The sequence below is a fragment of the Akkermansiaceae bacterium genome (assembly GCA_024233115.1).
GTDB lineage: Bacteria > Verrucomicrobiota > Verrucomicrobiia > Verrucomicrobiales > Akkermansiaceae > Oceaniferula.
In genome coordinates this window covers 474,791-497,293 of record JACKQB010000004.1, presented here as the reverse complement: position 1 = coordinate 497,293, position 22,503 = coordinate 474,791, and the positions used below count along the sequence as shown (strand labels likewise).

At 57.8% G+C, this 22,503-nt stretch carries 19 protein-coding genes; 14 read left to right on the top strand and 5 right to left on the bottom strand.

Features of this window, described 5'->3' with window-relative positions:
- Position 1 precedes the first annotated feature (1 nt).
- The 4 genes from H7A51_13090 to H7A51_13075 all read left to right on the top strand — a co-directional run bounded on the left by H7A51_13090 (position 2) and on the right by H7A51_13075 (position 4,772).
- Positions 2-2,185: a hypothetical protein gene (locus tag H7A51_13090; protein MCP5537149.1), complete on the top strand. Its 2,184-nt coding sequence runs from the start codon at positions 2-4 to the stop codon at positions 2,183-2,185.
- Complete coding sequence (locus tag H7A51_13085) at positions 2,185-2,976, top strand: hypothetical protein (protein MCP5537148.1); 792 nt, start codon at positions 2,185-2,187, stop codon at positions 2,974-2,976. The genes H7A51_13090 and H7A51_13085 overlap by 1 nt, the downstream gene beginning before the upstream one ends.
- 131 nt (positions 2,977-3,107) lie before the next feature.
- Positions 3,108-3,734, top strand: a complete 627-nt coding sequence (upp, locus tag H7A51_13080; protein ID MCP5537147.1) for a uracil phosphoribosyltransferase — start codon at positions 3,108-3,110, stop codon at positions 3,732-3,734.
- Positions 3,735-3,746: 12 nt separating this feature from the next.
- Positions 3,747-4,772 carry an FAD:protein FMN transferase gene (locus H7A51_13075; protein MCP5537146.1) on the top strand — a complete coding sequence of 342 codons (1,026 nt, stop codon included), beginning with the start codon at positions 3,747-3,749 and terminating at the stop codon, positions 4,770-4,772.
- A gap of 27 nt (positions 4,773-4,799) precedes the next feature.
- On the opposite strand, the gene H7A51_13070 is transcribed toward H7A51_13075, so the two are convergent.
- Both H7A51_13070 and H7A51_13065 read right to left on the bottom strand, forming a co-directional pair.
- On the bottom strand, positions 4,800-8,243 hold the full coding sequence (locus H7A51_13070) for a mechanosensitive ion channel (protein ID MCP5537145.1): 3,444 nt from the start codon (positions 8,241-8,243) through the stop codon (positions 4,800-4,802).
- Positions 8,244-8,362: 119 nt separating this feature from the next.
- A complete protein-coding gene (locus H7A51_13065) occupies positions 8,363-9,274 on the bottom strand; it encodes a tyrosine recombinase XerC (protein ID MCP5537144.1) in 912 nt (303 codons plus the stop codon).
- 104 nt (positions 9,275-9,378) lie between these two features.
- On the opposite strand from H7A51_13065, the gene H7A51_13060 reads away from it, so the two are divergent.
- Positions 9,379-9,936: a hypothetical protein gene (locus H7A51_13060; GenBank protein ID MCP5537143.1), complete on the top strand. Its 558-nt coding sequence runs from the start codon at positions 9,379-9,381 to the stop codon at positions 9,934-9,936.
- 64 nt (positions 9,937-10,000) lie between these two features.
- Here H7A51_13060 and mnmA read toward each other — a convergent pair whose 3' ends face one another.
- Positions 10,001-11,080: a tRNA 2-thiouridine(34) synthase MnmA gene (gene mnmA / locus H7A51_13055; protein ID MCP5537142.1), complete on the bottom strand. Its 1,080-nt coding sequence runs from the start codon at positions 11,078-11,080 to the stop codon at positions 10,001-10,003.
- A 123-nt stretch (positions 11,081-11,203) separates the two neighbouring features.
- Between mnmA and H7A51_13050 the strand changes: the two genes are divergently transcribed.
- On the top strand, positions 11,204-12,022 hold the full coding sequence (locus H7A51_13050) for a hypothetical protein (protein MCP5537141.1): 819 nt from the start codon (positions 11,204-11,206) through the stop codon (positions 12,020-12,022).
- Between the two features lie 66 nt (positions 12,023-12,088).
- Complete coding sequence (locus tag H7A51_13045) at positions 12,089-13,312, top strand: LL-diaminopimelate aminotransferase (GenBank protein MCP5537140.1); 1,224 nt, start codon at positions 12,089-12,091, stop codon at positions 13,310-13,312.
- 80 nt (positions 13,313-13,392) lie between these two features.
- Here H7A51_13045 and H7A51_13040 read toward each other — a convergent pair whose 3' ends face one another.
- A complete protein-coding gene (locus tag H7A51_13040; protein ID MCP5537139.1) occupies positions 13,393-13,731 on the bottom strand; it encodes a TM2 domain-containing protein in 339 nt (112 codons plus the stop codon).
- Positions 13,732-13,905: 174 nt separating this feature from the next.
- Here H7A51_13040 and H7A51_13035 point away from each other — a divergent pair, with 174 nt between their 5' ends.
- The 4 genes from H7A51_13035 (at position 13,906) to H7A51_13020 (ending at position 18,853) form a co-directional block, all read left to right on the top strand.
- A complete protein-coding gene (locus H7A51_13035; GenBank protein ID MCP5537138.1) occupies positions 13,906-14,589 on the top strand; it encodes a hypothetical protein in 684 nt (227 codons plus the stop codon).
- Positions 14,590-14,711: 122 nt separating this feature from the next.
- The gene (locus H7A51_13030; GenBank protein MCP5537137.1) at positions 14,712-16,103 is read left to right on the top strand and encodes a hypothetical protein; all 1,392 of its coding nucleotides are present in this window, start codon (positions 14,712-14,714) and stop codon (positions 16,101-16,103) included.
- A 38-nt stretch (positions 16,104-16,141) separates the two neighbouring features.
- The gene (locus H7A51_13025; GenBank protein ID MCP5537136.1) at positions 16,142-17,257 is read left to right on the top strand and encodes a hypothetical protein; all 1,116 of its coding nucleotides are present in this window, start codon (positions 16,142-16,144) and stop codon (positions 17,255-17,257) included.
- A 165-nt stretch (positions 17,258-17,422) separates the two neighbouring features.
- A complete protein-coding gene (locus tag H7A51_13020) occupies positions 17,423-18,853 on the top strand; it encodes a B12-binding domain-containing radical SAM protein (protein MCP5537135.1) in 1,431 nt (476 codons plus the stop codon).
- 32 nt (positions 18,854-18,885) lie between these two features.
- On the opposite strand, the gene H7A51_13015 is transcribed toward H7A51_13020, so the two are convergent.
- A complete protein-coding gene (locus tag H7A51_13015; GenBank protein ID MCP5537134.1) occupies positions 18,886-19,947 on the bottom strand; it encodes a hypothetical protein in 1,062 nt (353 codons plus the stop codon).
- Positions 19,948-20,115: 168 nt separating this feature from the next.
- Here H7A51_13015 and accB point away from each other — a divergent pair, with 168 nt between their 5' ends.
- Genes accB through H7A51_13000 form a run of 3 tightly spaced genes read left to right on the top strand, consistent with a single transcriptional unit; the run spans position 20,116 to position 22,499 of the window.
- On the top strand, positions 20,116-20,565 hold the full coding sequence (accB, locus tag H7A51_13010; GenBank protein MCP5537133.1) for an acetyl-CoA carboxylase biotin carboxyl carrier protein: 450 nt from the start codon (positions 20,116-20,118) through the stop codon (positions 20,563-20,565).
- 59 nt (positions 20,566-20,624) lie between these two features.
- Positions 20,625-21,980 carry an acetyl-CoA carboxylase biotin carboxylase subunit gene (accC, locus tag H7A51_13005; GenBank protein ID MCP5537132.1) on the top strand — a complete coding sequence of 452 codons (1,356 nt, stop codon included), beginning with the start codon at positions 20,625-20,627 and terminating at the stop codon, positions 21,978-21,980.
- 39 nt (positions 21,981-22,019) lie between these two features.
- The gene (locus H7A51_13000) at positions 22,020-22,499 is read left to right on the top strand and encodes an RDD family protein (protein ID MCP5537131.1); all 480 of its coding nucleotides are present in this window, start codon (positions 22,020-22,022) and stop codon (positions 22,497-22,499) included.
- The last annotated feature ends 4 nt before the right edge of the window (positions 22,500-22,503 follow it).

Genomic DNA, 22,503 nt, shown 5'->3' with positions numbered 1-22,503 from the left:
TATGAATCCATACCAACAGGGGTTCAATTCAACCAACCCGCCGCCGCGTCCTAGTTTTTCCATCCAATCGACCGCCTTCGAGCCCGGCGAGGCTCTCCTGTTCACTGCGGATGCTGGAAACTCACCATACGGGAACCGGTTCTGGGGGGACCCATACAGCGCTTTGTCGAACAATCTCGACAACTTCCAACTCTCCTGCAGTCAACCGGCACCCTTCCAAGGCAACTTCTACCTCAAGCCACCCACAACGGTCCTAATCCCAGACGCCAAGATAAACGATGTGGCTTACCAGGTGTATGCCCAGGGTGACGGCAATAACTACATTGGTTACAAGCTGTTTTTCTACCAACTCTTTCTTCACAAGGGCAGCAATAACAGAGCATCCGATGTCACCACGGACATGGGCAGCTTCGCCCCTCTGCAGACGATATCCCAGACAGAGGACGGCTCCTCCGGCTCGGACGCGCCTTGGTATGTCAGTATTCCCCCGAGCTCATCCGATCCCCTGCGCAGGATTGACCAGTACCCCGTCACGGCGCATTATCGCTTTAAATGGGGGCACCGTGTCCAGTGGCTCAACGATACGATTGAAAACCAGTCGGTCCGAGCTGGCCCATACAACACGCCCTACCTCGGTTACAATACCATTGCCAACCACAACATGCGGGCCCCCTGGCACATGCGCAGTCCCGTTGAGGTATGTTTCCGGGCCTCCGCAGCCGGCGGCCGTTACACCCACGGCATCACTCTCGATGACCCTTACGGCTGGGACTGGCGGGACACCACCCTGTACCCCGTGCCCGTGTCGGGAAAAAACCGCGTATCCCCCTTCGGTCGACCCGCCGACTACAACGGCCAGACCTTCCCCATGTTGGATATCCCCACCGAGGAATCACCGCTGGTTTCACTGGGTTCCCTGCAGCACGCACCGCTGTCGGTTTTCCCTTGGCACCCCACCTACGTCTTTGGCAATGGCATGGCAGATCCACGGGTGGAACGTAACGTGACAACCAACTATTTTTCCAGCTCGGAGTGGCAATATATTGGGATTCACAGCCAGAGGGATTGGAAGCGGGTTCGGCAGGTGAACGTCAACCCGTCTCTAGCGGATGACGCCTACCTCTATGATATCTCCTACGAGACCAACCACGCACTCTGGGATCGGTATTTTCTTTCCACCCTGCCCGGCACCAGCGGCTACAGCCCTGGTGACCCGCTGGCGAACCCGCGCCTCGTCCTCGCCAGCGACGTGGGCAGCCCCGAGCTGTCGGAGCTCAGGGATTTCCATCGTGCCGCCCGCCACTTCACCATCAAGGGAGGCTTTAACATCAACTCAACCAGCGAAACCGCCTGGGCTGCCTTGCTCGCTTCTTTCCGCTCCAACCCCGCCATGGAAATCACCCTGAACGATGGCACGAAACTCAGGGCCAACGACATTTATTCCCGCCTCCGCAACCCCTATGACATCAAGTACACCAATGCTGATGAAAAAGATGAAAGCATGTGGAAAGGATACCGACAGCTGACGGATATCCAGATCAACGAACTCGCCCGGGAGGTGGTCAGGGAGGTCAAGCGCCGCGGCCCGTTCGTCTCGATCGCGGATTTTGTCAATCGTCGACTGGTCGACCCACCGGAACGCAGTAACAGCGAGACACCCATCACCCGAACCGGCCTCAACGGTACTCTGCAGGCAGCCATCGACCGCACGTCCATCAACAACAAACACCTCGGCGATTTTAAAATTGATAAAACGGAATACAGCATGGGTACCTGGGAGAGGCAGGTGCAATACGGTACCAGCTACCCAGAACTCAGCTTTCCCGTGAAAAACGGAGGCTCGGGATTCGGTCCCAAGCCTGACCACAACCACTGGGCCGACAGCAAACTCGTCGGTGCCCCCTCCTACCTCAGCCAGGCAGACATCCTCCAGAAGGTCGGACCGGTGATCAGTGCACGCGGTGATACCTTTGTGATCCGCAGCTACGGCGAGGCACTCGGTAACGGCGGCAAGGTTCTCGCCAGAGCCTACTGTGAGGCGATTGTCCAGCGCACCCAGGATGCCATTGCACCCGATGATGCCGGACTCGACCCGGACCCCGATATCACAACAAATCCGCTTGCCGCGCTCGGCAGGAAATTTAAGATCGTATCGTTCCGCTGGCTTAATCCTGACGAAATCTAATGCTCCGCTCGACCGTAATACATACCGCTTTTATTTTCATCGCTCTATGGCTGACACCCAAGACCCTCTGCGCCCAGGACGAGGAAGAACAACCTGTGCGCACACTGCGGGTCATGATTGCCGGAACCAGGCCATTACCGGTCTTTGAAAAGAGCGGGAATGTCTACATCGAGGTGGATCCCCCGGTGAGTCAATTGCCGCCCACCTCCTTTGCCTTTGCCAATGCCGCGCACGCGCCCAAGGGGAAACCGGGGGTCGAGACGCAGACCTCGTTTTCCGCTTGGCCCAATGAGCTTGTTAGAATCAAAAACTACAAAGGCCCCGCCACCCTTCCGCTGACACTCCGGCGACCCTTGGTGCAGAAGGCGGGTGCAAACTGCGATGTGTCCTGCGAACTGGGGGAGGCACTGGACCCGCTGATTTTCATTCGTGCCAATCCGGGTTCCGCTGGCTGGTCTTCACCAGTGACCGAGGTCATTGATATGTCACCCGCCAGGATGCCCGCGAATTCGGCGGTGGTGGTCAACTATACCAAACTGCCGCTCGCCGTCTATTTTACGAAAAGGCCCCTCGTATTACGACCCAATTCCCATAAATCCACCCGCCTCCCTGTGGTTGATGGCCCGGTCCGGTATCGGATCGACACCTCCGTCAACGGCAAGACGGTCACCGTTTCTAACAGCAGTTACAAGCTGCAGAAAAATTCCCGTCTCATCATCCTGGCGCTGCCCTCCCCGGCCAAGGCCAAAGGAAACCCCGTGGCACTGCGCATGATCAACGATCCTCTCTAGGAATTGTATTCAAGGTGTTTGTCAATCACCTGGTTGCTACAAAAATGCATCGCGCGCGGAACTGTGCCGGATGCGACGGGAAAGACTTCCCCCTTGTCTCCGGGCTGCGGAAACGGCATGCTGTCCGCACCGTGAACCATCCTATCCAACACCCCGTGATCGACGACCGCATGACCCGGCTGCGGCAGCGTGATTGTACAACGTCGGACTTCCGCCGATACGTGCAGGAAATCGCCCAGCTGATGGTGCCCGCCGTCACCGCCAACCTGTTGACGCTGCCGGTGGAAGTGGAAACGCCCCTGGCCATCACGACGGGTAGAAAACTCGAACGGGAAATTGTCCTGGTGCCGATCCTTCGTGCCGGACTGGGTATGCTGGAGGGGTTTTTGAGGTTGTTGCCGGAAGCCTCCGTGGCACATATCGGTATGGCACGCAATGAGGATACCCTTGAACCCAAAAGTTATTATTTCAATGCCCCGGCCTGTCTCAGGGATGCCGATGTCCTGGTGCTCGATCCCATGCTCGCCACCGGCGGCTCTGCCGGCGCTGCTATTTCGGAGCTGAAAAAACACGGTGCCCGGCACCTCAGTCTCGCCTGCCTCGTGGCCGCGCCTGAAGGTTTGCAGACAATCAACACCCGCCATCCCGACGTCCCCGTGTATTATGCGGCACTCGACAAACGGCTCAACAACCACGGCTACATCATCCCCGGGCTCGGTGATGCCGGCGACCGGATCTTTGGCACCGTCAACCCGTAATCAGTCACTACCATGCGGTCAACACTCCCATGGTTCTTGTCGGCCATCGCCCTGACTGTGCTTCTGGCACGGTGTGCGCGACAGGAAAAGCCGGCGTCCTTGCCCTTGGAGCGATACACCTATCATCAGGCGATGATGGGAACCCGCTTCCAGATCACGCTCTACGCGCAAAGCAAAACCATGGCCGACGAGGCAGCCATGGCCGCTTTCCGCTACGCGGACCAGGTGAACACCGCCTGCTCTGACTACGATGTCACCAGCGAGTTGATGCAGCTCAATGACTCACCAGCTAACAAAACAATTCCCGTCAGCCCTCTGCTCTACGATGTGCTGGCAAAAGCACGCGATGTGGCTGCGGCCACTAACGGCGCATACGATCCCACCCTCGGTCACCATTCCTACAACTGGCGGATGGCACGAAGGAAAATGCAACTTCCCACGGCAGGAAAAATCAATCAGGCCAAAGCAAGTTCCGGTTGGCAGAAGTATCAACTCGACCCGACCAACCAGGCTGTCACAAAAACCATTTCTAACATGCGCTTTGACCTCGGTGGTATTGCCAAGGGGTATGCCGCCGACGGCATGCTGCGGATTCTGATGGCGCATCACATTTCCCAGGCTTCGATCACCGCAGGGGGGGAGGTTCGTTTGGGGGACCCTCCACCCGGTCGGGACGGTTGGGAGGTCACCCTCAGCACCCTCGACGCAAACCACCGGCTAAGCCCGCACACCCTGACCCTTTCCAACTGTGCGATATCGACCTCCGGGGACCTCCATCAGTCGATCACCATCAACGGCCAGCGCTACTCCCATATCGTTGATCCCGCAACCGGGCTCGGCCTGACAACGCGGAGGTCTGCCACGGTCATCGGGGAAACCTGCACCCAAACCGACGCGCTCGCCACCGCCCTTTGTGTCAACCCCGGCCTGAAGCCAGCCGGGTTCATGACCCTGGTTATTTTTGAAAAGCCAGACGGTCATCCGGGTGTCCTGCTGTCGGAGCGGTCAGAAAACTGGCCGCATGCCGCCGGACGATAGAAACCACCGGCGCCAGCTTACTTTTTCTTACTTCTTCTCCTCCACACTGCCGACAAGCGGCATCGATTTGATGTGAATGTCGGTTTGTGGGAAGGCGATTTCGATACCGGCCCGACGGAATCCCTCGTCGATTTGATAATGCAGGGAGCTCTGGGCCTGGATCAGCTTTTCCGGGCTGGCGACGTACCCGCGCAGGATGAAATCCAGCGTGCTGTTACCAAAGGCGACGAATAAGACCTCGGGCGAAGGCGTGTCCAGGACGTCGGCATTGTTGTCGGCAATCTCCAGCAGCACCCGGGTCGCCAGCGCGGTGTCGGAGCCGTAGGCGATGCCAACGGGAAGCTCAAAGCGGAGCAGGCTGTCGCGTAGCGTCCAGTTCACCAGCTGGCCGGTGATGAATTCCTTGTTAGGCACCAGAAGCTCCTTGTTGTTGAACTGGAGAATGGTTGTGGCGCGGATCTTGATCTGGGTGACCCGGCCCGATACCTCGCCGACGGTAACAACGTCACCCAGTCGGATGGGACGTTCAAACAACAGGATGATCCCCGCCACGAAGTTGGCAAAAATTTCCTGCAAACCAAAACCAATGCCCAGGGTGACCGCCGCCGCCAGCCATTGCACACTCGACCAGTTGATACCGATCCGGCCAAAGGCCAGAAGCAATCCCACCACGACGATGACATACCTCAGCACCGTTGTGATGGCGTAGTTTCCTCCCGCTTGTAATTCCAAGCGGCGCAGGACACAGAGCTCCAGCAGTCCCGGCAGGTTCCGGGCGGCCACAAACATCAGGCCGATGATCAGCAAGGTCATCAGGACATCCTTCAAGCTTACTCCCTTGGATTCAGGTTCGGCATGGGCGGGTTCCGCCTGGGGCTCTGCCTGGGTAGTGGTGGCACTGTCTTTGCCGGTATCGGCCTCCGCGCCTCCGCCGGTCAGGGTATTTACCAGCGATTTCCCATGACCGGCCTCCTCCTGGGAAGCTGGTTTTTCACCCCAGACCTTGATATCATCCAAGATGGAAAACGCAGGCAGCACAGGCGACCAGATGCCGAAAAAGGCAAAGGCCATGATCACCGTCGCCCCCACCTTGACCAGCCGCTTGGTCTGGGCCTCGACCGCGACAGGGCGCAGCGCGTTTGTTTCCAGCTCCTCCCAGCTGGGCGACGGCGGCTCGTTACCCGTTTCCTCGGCATCCTTCTCCTTGGCGAGCATCGCCTTATACTTCACGTTCGCCTGCTCGCGCACCATGTGTCGACGCGAAACCAGAATCCAACGCAGTAAAAACCGCACCACGAAGGTGACCAGCAGCGCCACCCCGAGCGTCGCGATCAGGCACAGCAAGATCGTTTGGACCGAGGTTAAATAACCGAAACACGAACCGACAGCCAGGGCGATCGGGATGGATAGGTAAAAGCCGTACTGCCACGTCTGGGTCCAGCGAGAAGACGACGACTTCTCATGCTGATGCAGCAGGGGACGGAGCAAAATGAGTAAAAAGACAAAAACAACCAGCATACAGGCGAGGAACGCAAGCCGACCCGCTTGCGGAACCTGGGATGAGCGCGGCAAGGCATACGCCACAAACAACAGCGCCGGCATCAGGTAAACAAACCAGGTCAGATGCCGGTACTGACGTGCTACTTTTTTACCGCTGATCTTGAAATGCCGGTGCAGCACCCCCTCCGGGTGAGCCAGGATGCGGTAGCTGCCAAACAGGGCGAAGAAACAGGCGCACATCATCAGACTGTAGGCCATCGAGCCCGGGCTATCCACCCGCCAGGCCAAAAAGGCCAGCAGCAGAGGCAGCGGCAGGGCCAGCAGCAAGGTGATGCCCACCGCCTTGAACGTGGGCGCGATGCTGGTGTTGTTGCCATTGCGGATCGTCGCCGCCGCCTCCAACAGGTGCCTTTTGTAAAAGGACCGCCTGGCAACAAGCCACATCCATAACGGGAAAAAGAGCACCCAGAGCACCGGACGTTTACTGAAGTCCACCCGTAGGTTCGACCACCAGCCCGGGATGTCGTTGCTGATGAATTCTTTGGTCGCCGTCACTTCCGTTGGAAAATCCCTGGCCGAAAAGTTTTCCGCACTGGGAATCCACAACAAGCGTTTATCGAGATATTGACTGTAAACCCCAACCTCCCGGATCGCCTCCTGGGTTGTCTGGTTGAGCGATTTCAAAACCTGTACGTAGTCCTTGTCCAGCTTTTGCACTTCCTTGAGTGCCGACCGCCGGTCATCGAGCAAGGTGATGATGAATTTTTCATCCAGTCCGTCGTTGGGTTCGATCGATTGATAGAGCGCCGCCGCCTGCTTTTTATGGTCAATGGGTAACTGGCCAAGCTCGTTCTTAAGTTCAAGCAACTGGAGCTGCACCTGCGTCAGCGTCTGGATGTTGGTTTCCAACATCTTCTGCAGACTCTTCTTCGTTGGCAGCTCGTTACGTTGCCTGCGCAGCAAGGCACCGGTCGCCGTATCGATCCTGATACCGGTTGATTCGTGTAGCCTGATACGCTCCTGGGCATTGGTCCTCTGCAGTTCGATTTCCTTGCGGCTCGCCCTCATTTTGGCCTCGCTCCTTTGCGCCGCCGAGCTCCGTGCCATCACCTGTGACTGCAGTTCGATGAGTTCTGTCGTTCGACGCGCGATGACCGCCAGCGGCTCAATGTGCCCCACTTTTTCGACCTGTTTTTTTGCGAGTTCCTTCAGCTTGTCGGCTTCGCGTGCCCGCAGTTTTTCCTGACGGGCCGTCCAGAAGGCGTATTCTTTATCGAGCCGGGTCGCCCGCAATGTTGCATCCTGCTCCTGAAGGGCAAAGAGTTCCTCGCTGGCGCTGTAATACCGCTGTTCCGCCGATAGCTCGGCGATGCGGGTCTGCCAGCGTTTTTGGCTGAACTGCAGCAGCTGATAGCGTAGCTTGTCCTCCTCTGACGCGCTCGCCAGGGGAGCCGTTGGCAAACCGCTTTGACTGAGCTGCAGTTCGGCCTGCGCCAGCTCCTGGGGGATGGCCTTTTTGCGCGCCGCGCGGGTTGCAGCCTCGGTGGAGATATCAGCCACCCGCGTCTTCGCCGCAGTCACAGCCGCCATCGCAGCACTGACCCGGTTTTCCACCTCGGTGTCACCCAACCCCTCCGCCGACTTCACAGTAAGCTCGGCCGGCGGGTTGGCCATCTTCGCGTTCAGCTCCTTGAGTTCCACCGCCACCCTCTTGGTCATGGCTTCATAAACATCCACCGCCTTCTGTGACACCTGGGTCTGCTGCTCAAGCTCCTTGACCCGCTTGCTGAGCTCTTCTTTGGATAACCCGGCCGGGTTGTTGGACATGCCCGCCGGGTTGTCCTGGTTTTTAGGGGTGGCCTCGTTGGTCGCCGCATCCTGAGCCGACAAGCCGGTGGGCACAGCCAACACCAGCCACGCGCCGATTAGACAAGCGAGGGAAGGGAGTGATTTTAAAAATTTAACAGCCATAAATAACAGGGTAAAGCGAGCCTGACCATTCTGTCAGCACCACCTACATAGAGCGGCCATGGTAGAAATCAACCGTGATTTAGCTCCTCAAAAAACCATTCATTCATTGATCCACTTATTCATTTACTCCCCTCCGCCCTCGGGTGGGCCGAGTCGTATGCCTCACGCATCCGTTCCTTGGTGACGTGGGTGTAGATTTGTGTGGTGGATAACGATGCGTGGCCTAACAAATGCTGCACACTACGCAGGTCGGCACCGTGATCCAACATGTGGGTGGCGAAGGTGTGGCGGAGTTTGTGGGGTGTGACATCAAACGCGATATCGGAGGCGGCGAGGTATTTTTTCAGCAGCATCTGCACCGACCTTGCCGATAGCCGCCTCTTGGCCGGGTCCTTGTTTTTATTGATAAACAACGGCCCCTCGTGCACTTTCGCCGCGCTGCGGTATTGCTGGATGGCCAGCATGGCATGCGAGCCTATCGGCACCATCCTCTCCTTGTTTCCCTTACCCACCACACGCAGTGTTTCCGATAGAAAATCCGCGTCCTCCACATCCAGGTCCACCAGCTCGGAAACCCGCAGGCCGCTGGAATAAAACAACTCCAGAATCGCCACGTCACGCGCCGCCTGCCACGGTAATGCCCTCGGGTCCGGCTCGACCTTGCGCGGCATTTCCAATAATTGCTCCATCTGGGGAAGCGACAACACCACCGGCAGTTTTCTATCCGGCTTGGGTAGCTGCACGTCGTTCAGCGGACTCACCCCAAGGCCGCGACGGTGGACCAGGAATTTGTAAAATGACCGCAGCGCGGCAAATCGCAGTCGGATGGTGGATCTCGCCATCTCTTGTTTCATCAACTCAAAAAGATAGGCCCGGAAATCATCAGCCGTACAGTCGCGCCACGATGTGAACCCATCCCCACGCCATTCCAGATAGGCATTCAGCGCGTGACTGTAATTGCGCAGCGTACGCACCGATGCATTGCGCTCAATACGCATAAACTCCAGGAATGCCTCCACAGGGTCGCTCATTACTACGGGACTCTAAATTATTTTTCCAAAAATCAAAACTCTGTTTATCGGAATCCTCAAGATTCCTGCTGCAAATCACAAAATAATCACCTATAGTGTCGCCCATGACGATGCGAGTCGCCATCATCCTGTTCCTGGTATCGTTTGCGAGCATCACCTGCTGGCTGCTTTGTCGTGAGCCCGCCGATAACTCCCTGGCACTGGGAGCACCGGTCCCACGGTCGGCGCCATCCCAGCCCGAACCGACACCCCGGGCCCAACCCCGGTCACCCGGGCGGGAAACGGAGGCTGAAAAAATCATCGCCCTCTCCGACGCTGAGCAATATCTACGGGACAAGATGACCAGGATCATCATCCCGTATGTTGATTTTGAAAACACTCCCCTCGAGGAGGCGCTCGACTTCCTTCGGTTGAGGGCGCGGGAACTTGACCCGACGGAGGACGACTCACAAAAAGGAATCGGTTTTGTGGTTCGCAAACCAGCCATCGTCCACGATGGCTTGCTGGATACCGAAACGGGTGAGACAGGCCGTCGGACAGCAGGCGTCACCGGTCGCCTGGAAAACAAGTCACTGGCCGAGGTGCTCGATATGATCTGCGAGCAATCAGGGTATCGCTGGCAACTTACGGAGCACAAGGTTCTGTTGCTGCCCCTTGACTAGGGAGGGTGGACACTCATGTCAACCGGCAACCCAGGCATGAAGTGGACAGGAGTGTCCACCCTTCCTAACAAACCTCTTCGAAAACACCACCGCCTAACAGTGTGCCGCCATCATAGAAGGCGCAGATCTGGCCGGGGGTGACCGCGCGCTGGGGCCTTACGAATTCGAGTGCCAGCTTGCCGTCATCGGTCGGGGTGACGGTGACAGGTTCACTCTTGGAGCGATACCTTGGCTGGGCCTCGACTTTGCAGGTCGTGCTGATCGGTTTGTTCACCCAGCTGACGGTGCCGACGGTACAGTTCCGCACGTAGAGTCCCGGAGTATCCGCCTGGTCCCAGCCGACCACCAGTTGGTTTTTATCAGGATTTTTCCCGACCACCACGTAGGCCATGCCCTCGCGCGGTGATGCCACGCCATGCCCTTTTCGCTGTCCCAGAGTGTAGAGGTGGAGTCCACGGTGTTTTCCTAACACCTTGCCGTCGAGATCCACAATATCCCCCGGACTGTCCGGCACATAGTGGCTGAGGAAATCCGCCATTTTCACATTGCCGATAAAACAGATCCCCTGGCTGTCCTTTTTCCCGGCCACGGGAAGCTTGAACCTTTCCGCCACTTCGCGGACTTGTGGTTTGAGCATTTCACCACACGGGAAACGTGCGTGCAGTGCCTGTTTCTGCTCCATCAGGGCGAGGAAATAACTCTGATCCTTGTTCGGGTCGGCACCACGCAAAATATCCGCGCTGCCATCACTCCGCTCACGCCGTCTGGCGTAGTGGCCGGTTCCCACCGACTCAAACCCCTGCGACAGGGCATAATCGAGAAACACCCCGAATTTCATCTCCCGGTTGCAGTACACATCCGGGTTCGGGGTGATACCGTTGCGATAGCCTTCCAGCAGGTAGTCGACAATCCGGTTGCGATACTGGTCGATGAGATCCACCACCCGGAACTCGATACCCAGCGCCTTCGCCACCGCATGGGCATCCTCGACATCCCGCTCCCACGGACAGTCACCGGCGATGCCGTCGTCGTTGATCCAGTTTTTCATATAACCCCCCGCCACCTCATGCCCCTGCTCCAGCAAAAGAGCGGCGGCAACGGCGGAATCAACACCTCCGGAGAGGCCTACGAGGATCTTGGACACGCTGGTTCTTTAAACCTTAAGTGCTAAACTCCAAATACCAAATTTGAAATTCTCCGGCTGTGACTGGTCATTTTTCCTGATTTTGGTATTTGGAGTTTGGAATTTAGCGTTTAATACCCCCCCATGTCGAAACCCACTCAGACAGAACAGGATTCCACGAAAAAATTCTCACCTTTCGCCGGGTGTTCTATATTCATCATCGCGGGTGTGCTGGCCGCAGGGATGATAGGTTTCACCATCTGGACGTATTTCAAGGTGAAGGACACCATCGCCGGGTTCACCGGTGAGACACCGCAGGCCATCGAGCTGGTCGATACCACCGGCAAAGAGACGGCCCAGACCGACCTGAAGGCCAAACTCGTCGGCTTCCGCCACAATATCGAGGCAAAACACAAGGCGCGGATGAGTCTGGACGCCGAGGAGATGAACCTCGCCATCGCCACCTTCGATATTCTCAAACCCCACCGGAACAACCTGACGATCACCTCGATCTCGGATGGTAAAATGGAGGCTGACATCGCATTCCCGGTGAAGTCCAGCATGGGCAGCGAGGAAATGCGTTACCTCAATGCCACCATCACCATCGTCCCGGAGCTGGTCGAGGGTGCCGCCTTCCCGCGTATCACAGCGGTCCGACCCAACACCGGCGGCGACCTACCGGAGCAGTTCAAGCAGTTTATTTCCGAAACCCTGTTACACCCGTTCCGCGAGGACAAGGAGCTCGGCCCCGTGTTCAACCGGCTCTCGGCGGTTGAGATCGTGGGCAACACCCTGGTCCTCCATACAGACCCGGATTACCACCTGCCGTCACAACCGAACGAAGAAAACAAGCAATCCATGTTCGAGCGTTTTATGACCGGCTTTGCCGTCATCGCCGTAATATTCCTTGCCATCGTCGCCTTCATCATCATCCTCTCCCGCCGCAAAGCGAAACAGTCTTAAAGTAGTTCGCCCCAGCGGACACAATCATCCCATTTCCCAATAACAAATAACTGATAACTACTCCCCATGCACATCAACGAAAACTTCCTCAAACTCAAAGCCGGCTACCTCTTTCCAGAAATCGGCCGACGCGTCACCGCCTGGACTGCGGCCAATCCTGAGAAGGCATCCCGGCTCATCCGCTGTGGCATCGGCGACGTCACCGAGCCCCTCCCGCTGGCGGTGCGCGATGCCATGCACGCGGCTGTCGATGAACAGGGGGTCGCGGAGACCTTCCACGGCTATGGCCCCGAACAAGGATACGGGTTTCTGCGCGAGGCCATCGTCGAAAACCAGTTTGCCGGACTCAATATCTCCGCCGATGAAGTCTTTATTTCCGACGGCTCGAAATGTGATACCGGCAACATCCTCGACATCTTCGGCAAGGGCAACAGGATCGCCATCACCGATCCCGTCTACCCCGTCTACGTCGATACCAACGTCATGGCAGGCAACACCGGTGAGGCGGATGCGAACGGCGCCTACGAGGGGCTGGTCTACCTGCCCTGCACCGCCGACAACGGCTTTGTCCCCGCCATTCCGGAGGAAAAGGTTGATATCATCTACCTCTGCTACCCGAACAACCCGACCGGCACCACGGCCACACGCGGGCAGCTCGAGGCCTGGGTCGCCTACGCCAAGGCTAACAACGCGCTCATCCTCTTTGATGCCGCCTACGAGGCGTTTGTGCAGGACGGCTCGGTGCCACGATCCATCTTTGAAATCGAAGGCGCCCACGACTGCGCCATCGAGTTCCGCTCGTTCTCTAAAAACGGCGGTTTCACCGGTGTGCGCTGCGCCTACACCATCATCCCGAAGACCCTGACCGTCACCGCATCGACCGGCCAGGAGGTCAGCCTGCACTCGCTTTGGAACCGCCGCCATGCCACCAAGTTCAACGGTGCCTCCTACCCGGTCCAGCGCGGTGCCGCCGCCGTCTTTTCCCCCGAGGGAAAAGCCCAGGTCGCCGCACTCATCGAGCACTACATGGGTAACGCCGCCCTGCTCCGCAAAGCCTGCCAGGACGCCGGTTTGGCTGTCTTTGGTGGTGAAAACGCCCCCTACGTCTGGGTCCAGTGCCCGGAGGGTGTCGACTCCTGGGGCATGTTCGACAAAATGTTGGAGGAAGCCCAGGTCGTGATCACGCCCGGTGCCGGGTTCGGTGCCGCCGGCGAGGGCTACTTCCGCATTTCCTCCTTCAACACCCGCGCCAACGTCGAGGAGGTGTGTCGCCGGATCGCCGCGATCTAACACGCAGCATAAACCATCACGAAAAACACCCCGCCGGAGTCATCCAGCGGGGTGTTTTGCAAATTGGGTTGGCGGTCCGGTTAGAACCAGGGTTTTTGATGGGTGATATAGGTATTCACAAACTCCTCATCGGATTTGGTGAGATACATGATTCCTTCGATCAGACCAATGATGCCCATTACCATTCCACCAAATCCACAGGTCAGAACAGTAACCAGAAGCATGATGAGTCCCTCTTTCTGGTACCCCAGGACAAACTTGTGGATACCAAGTGAGCCAATTAAAATACCGAGTATCCCAGCCAGCATTTTTTTGTCGGCACCGGGAGCTCCACCACCTGCGGGTGGCGTTGCGGGTGCTTCCTGGGCGGCTGGCGGCTCAGGTGTTTCGGCGGGTTGTTGTTGTTGCTCGTCAGACATAACTACTTTATAGCACTCCGTCCACAGGTTCCGCAAGCAGCAATCTCGCCACCAACACCATTGATTACCGATTACTGATTACTGATTACCGATTACCGATTACCGATTACCGACCACCGACCACCGACCACCGACCACCGACCACCGACCACCGACCACCGACCACTTTTCCCCATGAAACCCTACATCAAGATCGACGAAACCCGCACCCCCGAAGGTGAGCCGCTCGAACTGATCGAACACGACGGCACCTACATGATTTGCTCCCACGGTGAGCAGCTGATGACGAGCTTTTCCCATGGCTCCGAGGAAACCCTCGCCGAGCTCGCCTGTTCGCCGTTTCGACCCGTGAACCAGCCCAAGGTCCTGGTAGGTGGGCTGGGTATGGGTTACACCCTTGCCGCCGCCACCAGGGCACTACCCGGCAAACGCGCCCGGTTTGTGGTCGCGGAGCTGACGGCCGCCATCGAAAAGTGGAACCGCACCCACCTCAAACACCTCAACCCGGGCTTGCTCGATGACGAGCGGATCACCATCAAGATCCAGCCGGTGCAAAAACTCATCCGCCAGGCGGATGGCGACTACCATTGTATTTTACTCGATGTCGATAACGGTCCCTCCGCCTTCCACGGCAAGAAAAACGACAACCTCTACTCACTGCAGGGCCTGCGCGAAATCCAGCAAGCGTTGAAAGGTGGCGGTATTCTCGCCGTATGGTCTGCGCGCCCGGACAAGGCATTCACCAAAACCCTGCGCAAAGCGGGCTTCGACGTCAGCGAAAATGCCGTTGCCGCCGCCCACCGGGGCAGAAAAACCAGAACCCACACCATCTGGCTGGCACGGAAGAAAAGCCACTAATGTCATGAAGTGCATAGCTAAGTAGGTAAATGCGCCCGACAGCGACGCTATCACCACACATTCCCTTGCCCCTGCTTCCACCTTCTTTATTTTCCACATCATCACCACCTTCCATCACCAATATGCGCTACTCATTACTTCTCAGCCTGGCCCTCGTTTCACATACCGCAGCAGCGGACGAATACACGGTCGAGCCCAAGCCGTTTAACATCGAAACCACCCTCAACGCCGTTTTTTTACCCGCTGAGTCACAGGCCATTTCCATCAAACCCGAAGCTTGGTCGGACTTCACCATCACCTCGCTCGTGCCTCAGGGTGCGGTGGTCAAAAAAGGCGACACCCTGATCGGCATCGATACCCGGGCGCTGGACGACCACATCGCCGCCATGGAAAAAGCCCGTCAGGACGACGCCCTGTCGCTCGCCCAGGCGAAACACGACCTCGCCCAGCTCGAGATCACCACGCCACGCAGCCTCGAGGCCTACGCACGGGGCGAAAAAGAGGCTTTGGAAAACCTCGACTGGTACACCGGAACCGGCCACGCCAAGGAAATCGAGGAAACCAAACGCAGTGTGAAAACGGCGGAGTTCGCGCTCGAATACCAAAAAGAAGAGCTCAAACAGCTCCTCAAGATGTATGGTGAGGATCAAAAAACCGAGGAAACCGAGGAAATCATCCTCAAGCGCACACGCGAGGGTGTCGACCGCGCCGAGTTCGCCCTCAAATCCGCGAAATCCGATGCCGAGTGGAAGCTCAACACCAGCATCCCACGCAAGCTCAAATCGATGCAACTCGCTGCCGAGAATGCCAAGATTGCCAATGCGTCCGCCAAGGAGGATCTCCCGCGCACCCTGGAGCAGAAGCGTCTCGCCGTGGCCAAAGCCATCCACGACGACGCGGAAAAAGCCAAAAAACTCGCCAAGCTCAAAGCCGACCGCGCCATGATGAACATCGTCGCCCCGGCCGATGGCCTTGTTTACTACGGCGAACTACAAGACGGTCGCTGGAACCCCGCCAATGCGGTCAAGGTACTCAATATCGGTGGCAAACTCCCGGGCAGCATGACCCTGATGAGCTTCGTCCCCGCCAAGGCGCCACTCGTGCTCACCGCCTTTGCCGCAGAAACCAGTCTCTCCGCCCTCAGCCAGGGTGCCACCGGATACGCGATCACTCACCTCGATCCTTACCAGAGCTTCCCGGTCACCCTCACGGAACTTGGCGGCTACCCCGAAATCGATGGCTCCTTCCGTGCCACCCTGAAACCAACCCTGCCCAAGGGCCTTGCCGTGGTGCCGGGAATGAAGGCGACCACACGCATCATTACCCACAAGATGGACAAGGCGCTCAAAATCCCCGTCGGCTACCTCAGTCGGGCCGACGCCGGCGGATACACCGTGAAGGTCAAACTCGCCGATGGGAATACAGCCGACCGGGCAGTCACCACGGGCCCGTCTAACAAGGAGTGGGTGGTAATCACCAAGGGGCTCGAACAAGGGCAGGTGATTGTGAAGTAAACCTCAAGCTTCAAACTCCAACCACCAAGACTGTTCTGATGAAGGTTGTTATTTTTCTGGCTCTGCTTAGCCAATTCGCGCTGGCTGGTCAGCCTGAAATGGAAACCGCCATCACCAGAGGGGTGGATTACCTGGTTTCCCATCAGAATAAAAACGGCTCGTGGGGTGGACCCACACGCACCAAGGGGCTGAACATCCTGGCCCCCGTGCCGGATGGCCACCAGGCGTTCCAGATCGCAAGCTCCTCGCTGGCCCTGCACGGGTTGTTAGAATGCCGCGACCAGCGGCCGACGACACTCGCCGCGATCGGGAAAGCCGAGGCATGGCTGCTAGCCGTTCTGCCAACCAACCGCAACATCAACCGGCTCGCCACCTACAACGTCTGGTCGCACTCATACGGCCTGCGTGCGCTCGCCTCACTCTATCGTTACCACGATGATCCCGTCAAACGCGCCGAATACCGCCGCCAGGCCGCCATTCAAATTGCCAAGCTCAAATACATCGAGGATGTCAACAGTGGCTGGGGGTACCTGGACCTCGACGACTTGAAAACGGCCAAGCCCTCGGGAAAAACCATGAGTTTCACCACCGCCACCGCGATGCTGGCCATGCACGATGCGGCCGAAACCATGCAACTCGATCTCCCGCCCGTCCTCGTCAAACGCGCCGTCAAAACCCTCCAGCTCCAGCGCAACCCGGACTTTACCTACGCCTACTCCCTCGAGCACCGCTATTACCCGCGCAACCGGATCAACCGGCCCGCCGGCTCACTCGGCCGGTCCCAGGTCTGTAATGCCGCGCTGAGAAAGTTTGGCGACACCGCCGTGACGGACGAAGTCATCCGCACCTGGTTGCAACGCCTGTTCGACCGACAAGGCTGGCTCGACCACGGCCGTAAACGCCCCGTCCCCCACGAGGCGCCCGCCGGTGTCGCCGGCTACTTTTACTACTACGGCCACTACTACGCCTCCGAGTGCATCGACATCCTGCCGGAAAACGAACGCGGCATGTACAAACAAAAACTCGCGCAGCTGATGATCGACCGGCAGGAAAAAAACGGCTCCTGGTGGGACTACCCGCTCTACGACTACCACTACGCCTACGGCACCGGCTACGCGCTGGTCATTTTATCCAGGTGCAGGGAAGGAAAGTAGGGCGACTTTGCAAGTTGCCGACAACCTAAGTGATCGCATCCTGCCCGGCTTGCCCATTCCCAAGCCCGCCGCCAAGTTGGAAACCTAGCCTACCATAAAATTCATCGACTTTTCACACAGGCATCATCCTATTTTCTTGGTTGTCGGCTCTGATGGGGTTCAGCCATGACTTATAAATTCATCCTCCCTTCGTTGACCGAGGCCGACAGCCCGTTTTGGCGGCCGATCAAGTATTCGCTGTTTCCGCCGCTCGGGCTGGCGACGCTGGCGGGTTTTTTATCCCCTGACGACGAGGCGGAAATCGTTGACCAGCATGTGCAGAAGCTGGTGCTGGACGACGCGCCGGACGTGGTTGCCATCCAGGTCTATATCACCAACGCCTATCGGGCCTACGAGATCGCCGACCACTACCGTCGCCGTGGTGCATACGTGATCCTTGGTGGCCTGCATGTCACCTCGTTGCCGGAGGAGGCGGCACAACATGCCGATACCATTTTCATCGGCCCGGCGGAGGAATCCTTTCCCCGGTTCCTAGCCGACTTTCGCACGGGCAAGACCAGGGCAAGGTACGTTTCCAACACCCGAACCCTGCTCGGCATCCCGGCGGTGCGGCGTGATCTGATCGACAGAAAACGTTACCTCGTGCCGAACTCAATTGTCGTCAGCCGTGGCTGTCCGCACCACTGTGATTTCTGTTACAAGGATGCCTTTTTCCAGGGTGGCAGATCATTTTACACCCAGCAAGTCGATGATGCCCTCGCGGAGATCGACCGCCTGCCTGGTCGCCATCTTTATTTCCTCGACGACCATTTGTTAGGACACAAACGCTTCGCCCGCGATCTGTTTACCGGCATGCTGGGAATGAACCGCGTTTTCCAGGGGGCGGCAACGGTCAACTCCATCCTCGATGGCGACCTGATCGTACACGCCGCCGCCGCCGGGCTACGCAGTATCTTTGTCGGCTTCGAATCGATCAACTCCGGCAACCTGGTGCAAAGCAATAAACGGCAGAATCTGGGGCGCGACTACAACCGTGCCATCGAGCGCCTCCACGATCTCGGCATCATGATCAACGGCAGTTTTGTGTTTGGCCTCGACAGTGATGACCCGACCGTTTTCCAGCGCACCGTCGACTGGGCGGTGGAATCCGGGATCACCACCTCCACCTTCCACATTGCCACGCCCTATCCGGGCACGGCTTTCTATCAGCAGATGGAAAAGGCCTGCCGGATCACCACGCATGACTGGGATCTGTACGACACCCGCCACGTCACCTTCCAGCCCAGCGCCATGACCCCGGCCGAACTGGAAACGGGTTACCACCGCGCTTACCGCGATTTTTACAAGTGGCATGCCATTGTAAAAGCCTCCCTGTTCCACGGCTCCGCCAAACACCAGCTGAAGCACTTTTTCTACACCAGTGGCTGGAAAAAATTCGAGCCGCTGTGGAACTTCGCCATCCAGATGAAAAAGCTCAACCTGATGACGCCGATGCTTGAGGGGGTGTTGTCGAAAATCACCCCGAAACAAACCAAGCCCGTGGTGCAGTCAAGCACCCTGCCAGCTCAGTCCCGGCTGCCGAATTCAACCGCCTAATTTCACTATTCAAAATTCACCATTCTCCGCCCCTACCCCAGGATCTGTTTCTTCCGGTTGTAGGAAAACTCCTTGTTGAAGAGCATGTGCTCGATGTGCCTTTTGGTGAGTGCGCCCATGGTTTCGCAATCGGAGAAGATGTCGGTTTGATGCACCCGGTTCAGGCCGTTGCGAAGCCTGACAATATTCTCCACCGGTGCCAGGTCCTCGCGGGCCATGGTGCGCAGCAGGGCTTGTAAACGGGCCCGCTCAGCCCGGGCACGGCGCGCCATCTGGGTGCGCTCCTCCTCGGCATACTGGGCGATGGTCCGACGGTGCATCTCACGGAAACTGAGTCGGGTCACCGCCTTGTTACTGTCGAAGTGATACGCCATGTAGGTCTTCGCCCTGCCGTGGTAGCTTTGCTGGTCGAAGTCGATGGGCCGCACCCGGTACTGCACCGCCTCGAAGTCGGGGGTGATATCCAGCACGTAGTTCACCGACCGCATATCGCCTAACAGTCGGATAAAACAACGCTCGTTGAATTTTACAAACTCCTTGGCCACACGCACCTTGTTGACTTCGGGCATACGCAGGTGTTTTTTGATAAAGACGTCCCCTGGCACGCCGGCGATGTGTTCTTCGATCAGGGTATTGCCCCGGGCCAGGTAGTTGATCCTGTTGGGTGAGAGGATGTGTTCGAGCTCCAGGCCGTAGATGCGCGAGGCATCGGCGTGTTTGACGTAGAAGTAATCCGAGTTGTCGTTGTACTGGTTGGTGATCCGGATTCTGAAGGGCCGGGAGTTTCCAAACTCGCCGAAGTCAATCCGGTCGATGGTCAGGTGCTCGTGGTGCTCGGCATCGCCGCCAACCTTGAGCTCGGTGTAGATCCTGGTCAACTGCGGCCTGAGTTCCAGCATGACATCATGGGGGTACATCACCGTCAGCCAGAGGGTCTCCTTACCGTTGGGGTCCTCGTAGGGCACAGCGCCGGTGAAGCGCAGCAGGTCATCATAGACCAGCGGGATGTCTGAGTAGCGCCCGAAGTGGTAGAGATACTGCCCGAGCCAGGCCGTCGCCTCGTAATGGATTTTTTTGCGGGAAATCATCGCCATCAGGGTGCCATCCCGGGCCACGGACTGCAATGGCAATAGATAAAACCTGCCTCTGGCCAGAATTTGGGATTGTCTTGACGCAGGGCACCCGTGCCCCCTAGTATCCTGCCCATCGCAAGCAGCGGGGAGCCGTTTTCCAATGCTTGTTCACAACCAACCAATACTACTGTGGATCTTAAGGAAATTCGTAAAATCGTGGAACTCATGGACGAGCATGAGCTCAGCTATTTCCATCTCAAGGAAGAGGGGGTGGATCTGAAAATGAAAAAAGGAGCTGATATCGTGCAGGTGGCCCAGGCCGCCATGCCTGCTGCTCCCGCTGTAGCGCATGCCGCCCCCGTCGCTTCTACCGCCCATGCTGGCGCGGGTGCCGACGTAGCGGCTGGCAACGAGATCCCCGCCCCGATGGTTGGCACCTTCTACGCTGCCTCATCACCGGATGCCGCGCCGTTTGTAGCCGTGGGTGATACCATCAGCGAAGGCCAGACCATCTGTATCATTGAGGCGATGAAGGTGATGAATGAAATCAAGGCCGAGACTTCCGGCACCATCACGGAAATCGTCGCCCAGGACGGCGAGCCTGTCCAGTTTGGTGACGCCCTGTTCCGTGTGCAGTAAAAAAGTCATGATGTGGGTAGGTGGCTATATCTCACCGCACCCACAAACCCGAACGCTCCATGTTTAATAAAGTTCTTGTCGCCAACCGGGGGGAAATCGCCCTCCGCATCATCCGCGCATGCCGTGAACTCGGTGTGGAATCGGTCGCCGTCTACTCCGAGGCGGATGTCGACTCCATGCATGTCCAACTGGCTGATGAGTCGGTCTGCATCGGCGCCGCTCCGAGTAAGGACAGTTATCTGAAACCCGACCGCATCATCGCCGCCGCCGAGATCACCGGAGCTGATGCCATCCACCCTGGCTATGGCTTTCTTTCTGAAAACGCACGTTTTGTGGAGATCTGCGACAGCTGCAACATCAAGTTCATCGGACCCTCCGCCGAGGTGATCCGCAAGATGGGAGACAAGAACACCGCCCGTGCAACCGCCGTGGCCAATGGTGTTCCCGTGACCCCTGGCTCGGAGGGGATGTTGGAAGACGCCAAACACGGCCTCAAGCTCGCCCGGGAAATCGGCTTCCCGGTGATGATCAAAGCCACCGCCGGTGGCGGTGGCCGTGGTATGCGCCCCTGCATGAGGGAAGAGGACTTCATCGAGATGTATAACCAGGCCAGCAAGGAGGCGGTCGCCTGTTTTAACAACGGCGATTGTTATTTGGAAAAACTGGTGCTCAAGCCGCACCACATCGAGATCCAGGTGATTGCCGACACCCATGGCAATTTCATCCAGCTTGGCGAGCGCGACTGCTCGATGCAGCGCCGCAACCAGAAAATCATCGAGGAGTGTCCGTCGCCACTCATATCCCCGGATTTGCGCAAGCGTATGGCCGATGCATCGGTCAACCTGATATCCGCGATCGGATATGAAAATGCGGGCACGATCGAATACCTCGTCGATGAAAAGGCGGAAAACTTCTACTTCATGGAAATGAACACCCGCATCCAGGTGGAGCATCCCGTGACCGAGGAGGTGATGGGCTGCGAGCTGATCAAGGAGCAGATCCGCGTCGCCGCCGGCGAGCCCTTGTCCGACCACGTGCTCGACGCCACGCCCCGGGGTCATTCCATTGAGTGCCGCATCAATGCGGAGGACCCTTATAACAATTTTTGCCCCAGCCCGGGCACCATCAACCTCTGGTACACCCCGGGGGGAAAGGGCGTGCGGGTCGATACCCACGTCTATTCCGGTTACAGTGTGCCGCCGCACTACGACTCGATGATTGCCAAGCTCATCGTCACTGCCGCGACACGGGAGATCGCCATCGCACGGATGAAGCGCGCTCTCTCGGAGTTTAAAATCCATGGAATCAAGACAACCATTCCGTTCCAGCAGGAAATCATCGACCACCCGGACTTCATCAATGGTAAGTACGGCATTGAGTGGGTTGCCGATTTCATGAAGGAGCAGGGGTATTAAACCCCGGTTAGAGATTTTCCAAAACAGCACACCACGTACATGTCTGACGAACCGATCAACCCCTATATCGCCCCGGCAACCCAGGATGTTGTCGCACCTGACCTGACCGGAGAAACTGCATTGCCGGTGCCGGTATCCGCCGGGCTGCGGTTTGTCAACTACCTGATCGACGGCATAGTTTCCCAACTCGTGCTTGGCTTCGGGCTGGGACTGGTCATCGGCCTCGTCGGCGGCGATGACGGAGTCGAGTTCCTCCAGGGTATCGGTGGTAACCTGGTCGGCGTTGGTCTCTTTGTGGTCTACTACCTCCTGGTCGAAGGCTTTACCGGCCGGACCCTTGGCAAGCTTGTCACGGGAACCAAGGTCGTCGATGCCAGTGGCAACAGACCCTCCTTCGGAAAATTCGTCGGTCGTACATTCGCCCGCCTGATCCCGTTTGAGGCGTTTTCATTTCTCGGCTCGACGGCCCGCGGGTGGCACGACAGCATGACCGGCACCTACGTCGTGAAGTGCCGTTAGGCTT